The sequence below is a fragment of the Pseudomonadota bacterium genome (genome assembly GCA_018823135.1).
Classification (GTDB): Bacteria; Desulfobacterota; Desulfobulbia; order Desulfobulbales; family CALZHT01; genus JAHJJF01.
Genome location: JAHJJF010000015.1, coordinates 23,813 through 31,711, shown reverse-complemented (window position 1 = coordinate 31,711; position 7,899 = coordinate 23,813). Strand labels below are relative to the sequence as shown.

Here is a 7,899-nt window from a genome sequence, read left to right as displayed (position 1 = left end):
CTCGCAGTGTTTATTTACGCCTTTGCCTCCTTGGCTAACAGCTGGGGAATTATTTTTTCAAAGGCAAAAGTTGAAAAAGCTGGCCTCATCCTGGTCTGGGCCGGGCTCCTGGTTCACTCCGGAGCCCTGGTTTTTCGGTGGATTGCCGCCGGACACGGGCCATATATCTCAAAGTACGAAGTGCTTTCTTCAAACGCCTGGGTCATGCTTGTTTTTTTTCTGCTTTTTGCCCGGATTTACCCGCGGATCAGGCAGATCAGCATAATCGTCTTTCCAGCGGCTTTCCTGCTGATTGCCATCGGCATGTTTATGGATACTTCCATTCAGTCATTACCTCCCACTTTAAACAGCCTCTGGCTCATTCTTCATGTGGCTTTTTACAAAATTTCCCTTGCCACGCTTCTGACCAGTCTGGCTTTTTCCCTGTTATATATCCTGAAAAACCGGACCTCCTATCCCTGGCTGGACAAAATTCCCGATAACCCGGTAAACGATGCCTTTGCCTATCGGTTCGCCGGCTTTGGTTTTATTTTCTGGGCGATTGCCATGCTTTCAGGCTCGATCTGGGCCTATCAGTCCTGGGGAAGATTCTGGGGCTGGGATGCCATTGAAATCTGGTCACTGGGCACCTGGATCATCTTTGGACTCTATCTGCATATGAGAAAATTTTTCGACTTAAAAGGCGAAAGAGCCGCATATTTCTTTATTCTCTGTTTTGTCATTTCTCTCCTCTGCATCTTCATTATTCCCCTGGTGGACACCTCGGTGCATTCGAGTTATTTCCGATGAAAAAAGTCTTTCCCCTTATTCTTGCAGCCTTGCTGCTTTTTGGATGCGCTGAGCAAAAATCCACCAGTGCCCAGGAACTCCAAGATTCGGTGCAGACCTACAACCGGCTTCTTTCCGAAGGATACCGAAGCCTGAATATGACCCCTCTTGCGAGAATCGCAACACCCCAACGAACAACAAAGGCCTATCACCACATGGCGGCCCTGGGCGAAGGCAGGATCAGGATGGATACCCTGCTTGATGAAATAACCTTTCTAGATTCAAAAATTCTTGCCGATAACCAGAATAAAGCAGAAATACGAACGCGGGAACAATGGACCTGCAATTTTTACAACATCGACACCAACGAAAAAGTTTCTGACAACATCATCACCTATGAAAATGTTTATCACCTGGTTCTTGAAGCCGGTCGCTGGCTGGTGGACGACATCTCCATCCGGAAATGGTCTGAAACCAACAAAAAAGGCGGGCTTTCTTTTTTTGAACGGCCCGCGGATCAGCCGAAAGGGAAGGCCCCGGTAAAAAGCAAATAATCATTAAAATGATTTTCAATAAGCTGGTATTATAGGTACAGATTTATTTTACCTGATATTGAGCTGGCAGAGGGGTCCTGCCTTTTCAAAATTTATTCGTTGCACTAAATCCCCGCTCATAACAAAACGGCAGCATCCTCATTACCCAAAAAAACCTGCATGAAGACGATACGAAAAATATCCCTTATAACCCCGCCGTATCATTCCGGTGTGGTTGAATCAGCCGGCACCTGGATGAACCTTGGCTTTGTCTATATTGCCGGGTCGTTAAGACAGGCCGGCTATGAAGTGGATTATTACGATGCCATGTCCCTCTGGCACGAATTACCTGACATCCGGAAACGCATCGAGGATTTCAAGCCCGATGTGGTTGCAACCACATCTTTTACCGCTTCAATCCTTGATGCCCAGGACGTCATGCGTCTCGCCAAAAAAATAAACCCTGAAATCATCACGGTTGCCGGCAATGTCCACGCCACCTTCTGCTTCCAGGAACTGCTCTCGCAAAAAGATTCCGGAATCGATTTTATAATAAAAGGGGAGGGCGAAATCACCTTTCCCGCGCTTCTTGACTGCCTCAACGCCAGGGGTGATCTCAATAAAGTCAACGGCCTTGCTTTCAAAGAAAAACAACGGATTATTTCAACTCCTCCTGCCGCTTTTATTGAAAACCTGGACTCGCTGCCCGCTGCCTGGGATTTGGTTGAGTGGCCGATCTACTCCTATCGTCCCAAGAAAAATTCCACCCTGGCAATTGTTTCGTCTTCACGGGGATGCAGCCAGAACTGTTCGTTTTGTTCTCAGCAGCTTTTCTGGAAGAAGACCTGGCGGGCAAGAAGCCCGGAAAATTTTGTTGCCGAGCTTGAAATGCTCAACCGGAAATTCGGGGTGACGGTGGCCATGCTTGCCGATGAAATCCCCACCCGGGACAGAAACCGCTGGGAGCAGATCCTCGACCTGATCATTGAACGCGACCCCGGGGTCAGACTGCTCATGGAAACACGGGTTGACGATATTCTTCGCGACGAAGATATCCTTGAAAAATACAACCGCGCCGGCATTGAGCATATTTATGTCGGGGTTGAGGCCGGATCCCAGGCCACCCTTGATCTTTTTAAAAAGGGCACCAAGGTTGAGCAGTCAAAAAAAGCAATAGATCTCATCAACCAGGCAGACATTGTTTCCGAAACCTCCTTTGTGCTCGGGATGCCCGATGAAACCTCTGAATCCATCGAAAAAAACATCGAGCTTGCCATTCATTACAATCCGGACATGGCTTTTTTTCTGGCTCTGGCTCCCTGGCCGTATGCGGATCTGTATCCGAAGCTGAAAAAATATGTGGCCACCAAAGATTATCGAAAATACAACCTGGTGGAACCGGTTCTCAAACCCAAAAACATGACGCTGGAGGAAGTGGAAAAAGAGCTCGGTCGCGCCGCACGCACATTTTTCATGCATAAATTCAAGAACCTCAAACAGCTCTCGCCCTGGAAGCAGGAATTCATGGTGGAGGTTTTCCGGTTGCTGATCAATAACTCCTATCTTGCCGGACAAATGCGGGAAATGGCCGGTAAAGGCGAAGAAATGCCCAGGGAAGTTCGTGAAGTCTTGAAGAGTTTTACGGCTTCGGAAAATAATCATATCGGTCCGTTTCCGCCAATTCCATAACTGAACTTTCCGATTCAGAATAACAAACTGAATGTAAAGGGTTTACTCAGCTGTTTCGAAGCGGCTTTCACTTGGAATTCAGGAGTAAGTACTCAGAATCCTGAAGAAATGCTGTAAAATCAGGCATTCTGAATCCTGATGAAGTCGAACAAAAGGGACCGATCAATGAATTTATTGTAATAATTCTACAAGATACAACCGGAAGTTGAGTCCTTAAAGAGGCAACACAATGATCATCGGTATTCCAAAAGAGATTAAAGACAAGGAATTTCGTGTGGCAATGGTTCCGGCCGGCGTCAAAACCCTCGTATCGTTTGGCCACACGGTACTCATTGAAAAAACCGCCGGTGAGGGAAGCGCCATTCCGGACGCTGAATATATGCTTGCCGGGGCGGAACTTGTTGATACGGCAGCAGAAGTCTTTGGCCGGGCGGAGATAATCGTCAAGGTCAAGGAACCCCTGGCCTGCGAATACCCCCTCCTTCGAAAAAACCAGATTCTCTATACCTACCTTCACCTGGCGCCGCTTCCGGAACTCACCGATGCCCTCGTTCAGCAGAAAGTCATCGGCATAGGTTATGAAACCGTGCAACTTGATAACGGCTATCTGCCGCTGCTGGCGCCGATGAGTGAAGTTGCCGGGCGAATGTCAATTCAGGTTGGCACCCGCTATCTTGAAAAAGAATCCGGCGGCAGGGGCGTGCTTCTCGGCGGCGTTCCCGGTGTCGAGCATGGTCATGTAACAATTATCGGCGGCGGCACCGTTGGCAGCAACGCAGCACGGGTGGCTTCAGCCTTGGGGGCGACGGTTACAATCCTCGATACTAATCTTCATCGCCTGGCCTATCTGGAGGATATCTTTGCCGGGCGCATCAACACCCTGATGTCCAATATCCATAACATTGAACAAGAGCTTACAATTACAGACCTTGTGATCGGCGCCGTTCTGGTCCCCGGCGGCCGGGCGCCAAATGTCATTTGCCGGGAGATGCTGTCACTGATGAAAAAGGGGTCGGTGATCGTTGATGTGGCAATTGACCAGGGAGGCTCAGTTGAAACATCGAGACCCACTACCCATTCCGACCCCATATTTGTGGTTGACGGGATTATTCATTACGGCGTCACCAATATGCCAGGCGCTGTGCCAAGAACATCCACCTTTGCCCTGACCAACGCCACCCTGCCTTTTGCCCTTGAAATAGCCAATAAGGGACTTACGAAAGCACTCAGAGAAAACAAAGCGCTTGCCAGAGGAGTAAATGTCTATAAAGGAAAACTGGTGAACAAAGAGGTGGCCGAAGCCCAGGGGAAACAACTTGAAGTTCTTAAACTATGAGTGGGTAGAATCGATCTCGTCCTTCTGATCGCGGGTCAACAGGGCGTGAACCGCTTCATTGCAGGGCTTGTCTTTATAGAGTACCCCATAGACCTGGTCAAGAATCGGCATATCCACACCTTCTCTCTCGGCCAGCGCCTTGGCAGATGCCGTGGTCTTAACACCCTCGGCAACCATCTTCATCTCATCAATAATCTCATTTATTTTTCTGCCCTGTCCAAGCTTTAAACCCACATAGCGATTCCTGCTGAGGTCTCCTGTGCAGGTAAGTACCAGATCGCCCATTCCTGCAAGACCGGAAAAGGTGAGGGGTTGGGCACCCATCTTGACTCCGAGACGGGTAATTTCCGCCAATCCGCGGGTTATGAGCGCTGCCCTGGTATTGGTGCCGAACTTCAAGCCGTCACAAATTCCCGCAGCAATCGCCACAATATTTTTAAGCGCCCCGCCAAGCTCCGTTCCAATAATATCGGTACCGCCATAAACCCGAAACCTCTCAGAGAAAAAAAGTTTCTGGAAAAACAGGGCGTCTTCCTGAGTTTTGGCTGCTACGGTGACTGCAGTGGGAATCTGTTGCGCCACTTCCTTTGCAAAGCTCGGCCCGGCCAGCACGCCGAGATGTACAGTGTCAATCTTCTCATCGGAAAGAACTTCCGCCATCACCTGATTCATGGTCAGCAGGGTGTTGTTTTCAATGCCTTTGGCAGCGGAGATGACAAAGGCGTCCTTTAGCAGATAAGGGACAACCTGAGTAAACACCTCCCGGTAGACATGGGATGGCACAACCATGACAATTGCCTTGCTTTTGCCAACTGCTTCAGCAATATCGTCTGTGGGGAAAAGGTTTTCATTTAACGGAAAACCCGGGAGGTAAGCACTGTTCTCCCGGGTTTGTTTGATGGCTTCAACATGCTCTTTTTTGTGAGCCCACAAAAAAACCTGTCTGCCTTGGTCGCTGAGATGCTTTGCAAGAGCCGTCCCCCAGCTTCCGGCGCCAATAACGGCTACACGGTCCAAAGAATTTGAGGGCAAAGGCATTGTTTATTCCTCTTCGTTTTCTTCTTCTATGCCGTCTGCTTCTTCATGAGTTTCCGCCTCGGCCACACGGTCCAGACCTACAACTTTTTCACCTTCTCCCAGGTTAAAGAGCCGTACGCCCTGGGTGTTTCTGCCGATCACCCTGACGCTCTGCAGATCGATTCGAATAATTTTGCCGCCATCAGTGATTAACATGATTTCGTCTTCGTCAACCACCTGCAGGGCGCCAATGACCTTGCCGTTTCTTTCACTTGCCTTAATGGCAATGACCCCCCGGCCCCCCCTTCTCTGCAGACGGTATTCTTCTACTGAGGTGCGCTTGCCGTAGCCGTTTTCCGTAACAACCAGAACAGATGAATCCGAATCAAGCACAACAACACTGACAACCCGGTCATCTTTCCCAAGCCTGATTCCCCGGACACCGGCGGCAGTGCGTCCCATGGTGCGCACATCCTCTTCGTTGAACTTGACGGACATGCCATTATGGGAAACCAGAAGGATTTCATTTTTTCCGTTGGTAATAGCTGCGGAAATTATTTCATCCCCCTCACGGATGGTAAGGGCAATTTTTCCTTTCCTGAGCGGCCTCCTGAATTCTGAAAGCACAGTCTTTTTAATCACTCCCATCTTGGTAACCATCAAGATATGGGCTTCGGAGCCTTCTTCCACCTCAAAGGTGCTTACCGGAAGAATTGCAGCCACAGCTTCTTCTTGTCCAAGCTCGAGAAGGTTGACTATCGCCTTGCCGCGTGAGATCCGGCTGGCCAGGGGAATCTCATAGACCTTTCTCCAGAAAACCCTGCCACGGTTGGTGAAAAAGAGAAATGTATCATGGGATGATGCAAGATACAGGGCATTTACAAAATCCTCTTCTGTGGTGTTCATCCCTTTAACGCCCTTGCCGCCCCTTCGCTGCGACCGGTACAATTCCACAGGATTTCTCTTGATAAACCCGTCACGGGATACGGTTATGACCATTTCTTCCTGGGGAATCATGTCCTCCGGAAGAATTTCATCCGGGGCCTCAATTATCTCGGTTCGCCGTTCATCGCCATACTGTTCACGAATCTGTTCAAATTCTTCCCTGATTATCTTCATAACTTCAATTTCGTCGCCGAGGATTTCCCTTAATCTTGAAATCAGCAGCATCAACTCGCCATATTCTTTGAGAATCTTCTCCCGTTCAAGACCGGTGAGCCGCTGGAGCTTCATGTCCAGAATAGACTGCGCCTGGATCTCGGTTAACTCAAACCGGGTCATGAGGCCGACTCTTGCTTCCAGAGGGCTTGATGAGCCCTTGATGAGTTCAACAACCTCATCAAGATTAGTAATCGCGGTCTTCAAACCCTCCAGAATATGCGCCCGTTCTTCAGCTTTTTTCAAATCAAAAGCGGTGCGCCGATAGACTATGGTACGGCGATGCAGGATGAAGTGTTCGAGAATCTGTTTGAGATTCAGAACCTCAGGTTTATTATTTACAACGCTTAAAAGAATTACCCCGAAACTTTTCTGCAACGGCGTCTGTTTATAAAGCTGGTTGATCACAACCTCGGCAATAGCATCTTTTTTCAGTTCCAGAACAATCCGCATACCTTGCCGATCCGATTCGTCCCGGATTTCGGCAATAGCCTCTATTTTTTTATCTTTGATAAGATGGGCAATTTTTTCTACAAGATATGCCTTGTTCTGTTGGTAGGGTAATTCTGTGACTACAATTTTTTCTCTTCCCTTGGCATTGCTTTCCGTGTGGATCTTGGAGCGCTGTATAATTGAACCCCGCCCGGTTTCATAGGCTTGTCTTATTCCCGCCCGGCCACAGATGTAAGCGCCTGTAGGGAAATCCGGCCCGGTAATAATGTCCATCAACATGTGCACGGACATGCTCGGGTCGTCAACCATCGCAATCAGGCCAGTCATTACTTCGGTGAGGTTGTGCGGCGGGATGTTAGTCGCCATACCAACAGCAATACCGGAAGAGCCGTTCACCAGAAGGTTGGGAATCTTGGTGGGAAAAACCACCGGCTCAAGCATGGAATTGTCATAGGTGGGTATAAAATCGACGGTATCCTTTTCAAGGTCTGCGATGATTTCCTGATCTATCTTGGTCATCCGGGCTTCGGTATACCGCATGGCCGCAGGTGAATCGCCGTCAACGGACCCGAAGTTTCCCTGTCCATCCACCAGGGGATAGCGCAAAGAAAAACTCTGTGCCATCCTGACGATGGTGTCATAGGCTGCCGTGTCTCCATGGGGATGATACTTACCGATAACATCACCGACGATCCTTGCTGATTTAAGATGCGGTCTGTTGTGGTAATTATTAAGCTCGCGCATTGCAAACAGCGCCCGCCGATGCACCGGCTTTAATCCGTCACGAATGTCTGGCAGAGCCCGACCGATAATGACACTCATCGCGTAATCGAGATAGGACTTTTTTAATTCTTTCTCGATGGAAATTGTTTGCATTTCAGGTAGTTCTGTTTCTACAACCATGTTGTTTTTACCTTATCTTTCACAGCTCACTGTTTATGAACT

Annotated in this window: 6 protein-coding genes; 4 read left to right on the top strand and 2 right to left on the bottom strand. The window is 48.9% G+C overall.

Annotated features, from left to right (window positions below; genetic code table 11):
• From ccsA to ald, 4 genes are all read left to right on the top strand, one after another.
• Positions 1 to 789, top strand: a 789-nt coding sequence (gene ccsA, locus KKE17_01025; GenBank protein ID MBU1708564.1) for a cytochrome c biogenesis protein CcsA, incomplete at its 5' end; no start/stop codon positions are given.
• Positions 786 to 1,322, top strand: a complete 537-nt coding sequence (locus KKE17_01020; protein MBU1708563.1) for a hypothetical protein — start codon at positions 786 to 788, stop codon at positions 1,320 to 1,322. The genes ccsA and KKE17_01020, both read left to right, overlap by 4 nt.
• A gap of 159 nt (positions 1,323 to 1,481) precedes the next feature.
• Positions 1,482 to 2,990 carry a B12-binding domain-containing radical SAM protein gene (locus tag KKE17_01015; protein MBU1708562.1) on the top strand — a complete coding sequence of 503 codons (1,509 nt, stop codon included), beginning with the start codon at positions 1,482 to 1,484 and terminating at the stop codon, positions 2,988 to 2,990.
• Between the two features lie 229 nt (positions 2,991 to 3,219).
• Positions 3,220 to 4,326, top strand: coding sequence for an alanine dehydrogenase (ald, locus tag KKE17_01010; protein MBU1708561.1), 1,107 nt, complete (start codon positions 3,220 to 3,222; stop codon positions 4,324 to 4,326).
• On the opposite strand, the gene KKE17_01005 is transcribed toward ald, so the two are convergent.
• Together KKE17_01005 and gyrA are read right to left on the bottom strand one after the other, a co-directional pair.
• The gene (locus KKE17_01005) at positions 4,321 to 5,364 is read right to left on the bottom strand and encodes an NAD(P)-dependent glycerol-3-phosphate dehydrogenase (GenBank protein ID MBU1708560.1); all 1,044 of its coding nucleotides are present in this window, start codon (positions 5,362 to 5,364) and stop codon (positions 4,321 to 4,323) included. The genes ald and KKE17_01005 overlap by 6 nt on opposite strands.
• Positions 5,365 to 5,367: 3 nt before the next feature.
• Positions 5,368 to 7,857, bottom strand: a complete 2,490-nt coding sequence (gene gyrA / locus KKE17_01000; protein ID MBU1708559.1) for a DNA gyrase subunit A — start codon at positions 7,855 to 7,857, stop codon at positions 5,368 to 5,370.
• Positions 7,858 to 7,899 lie beyond the last annotated feature (42 nt).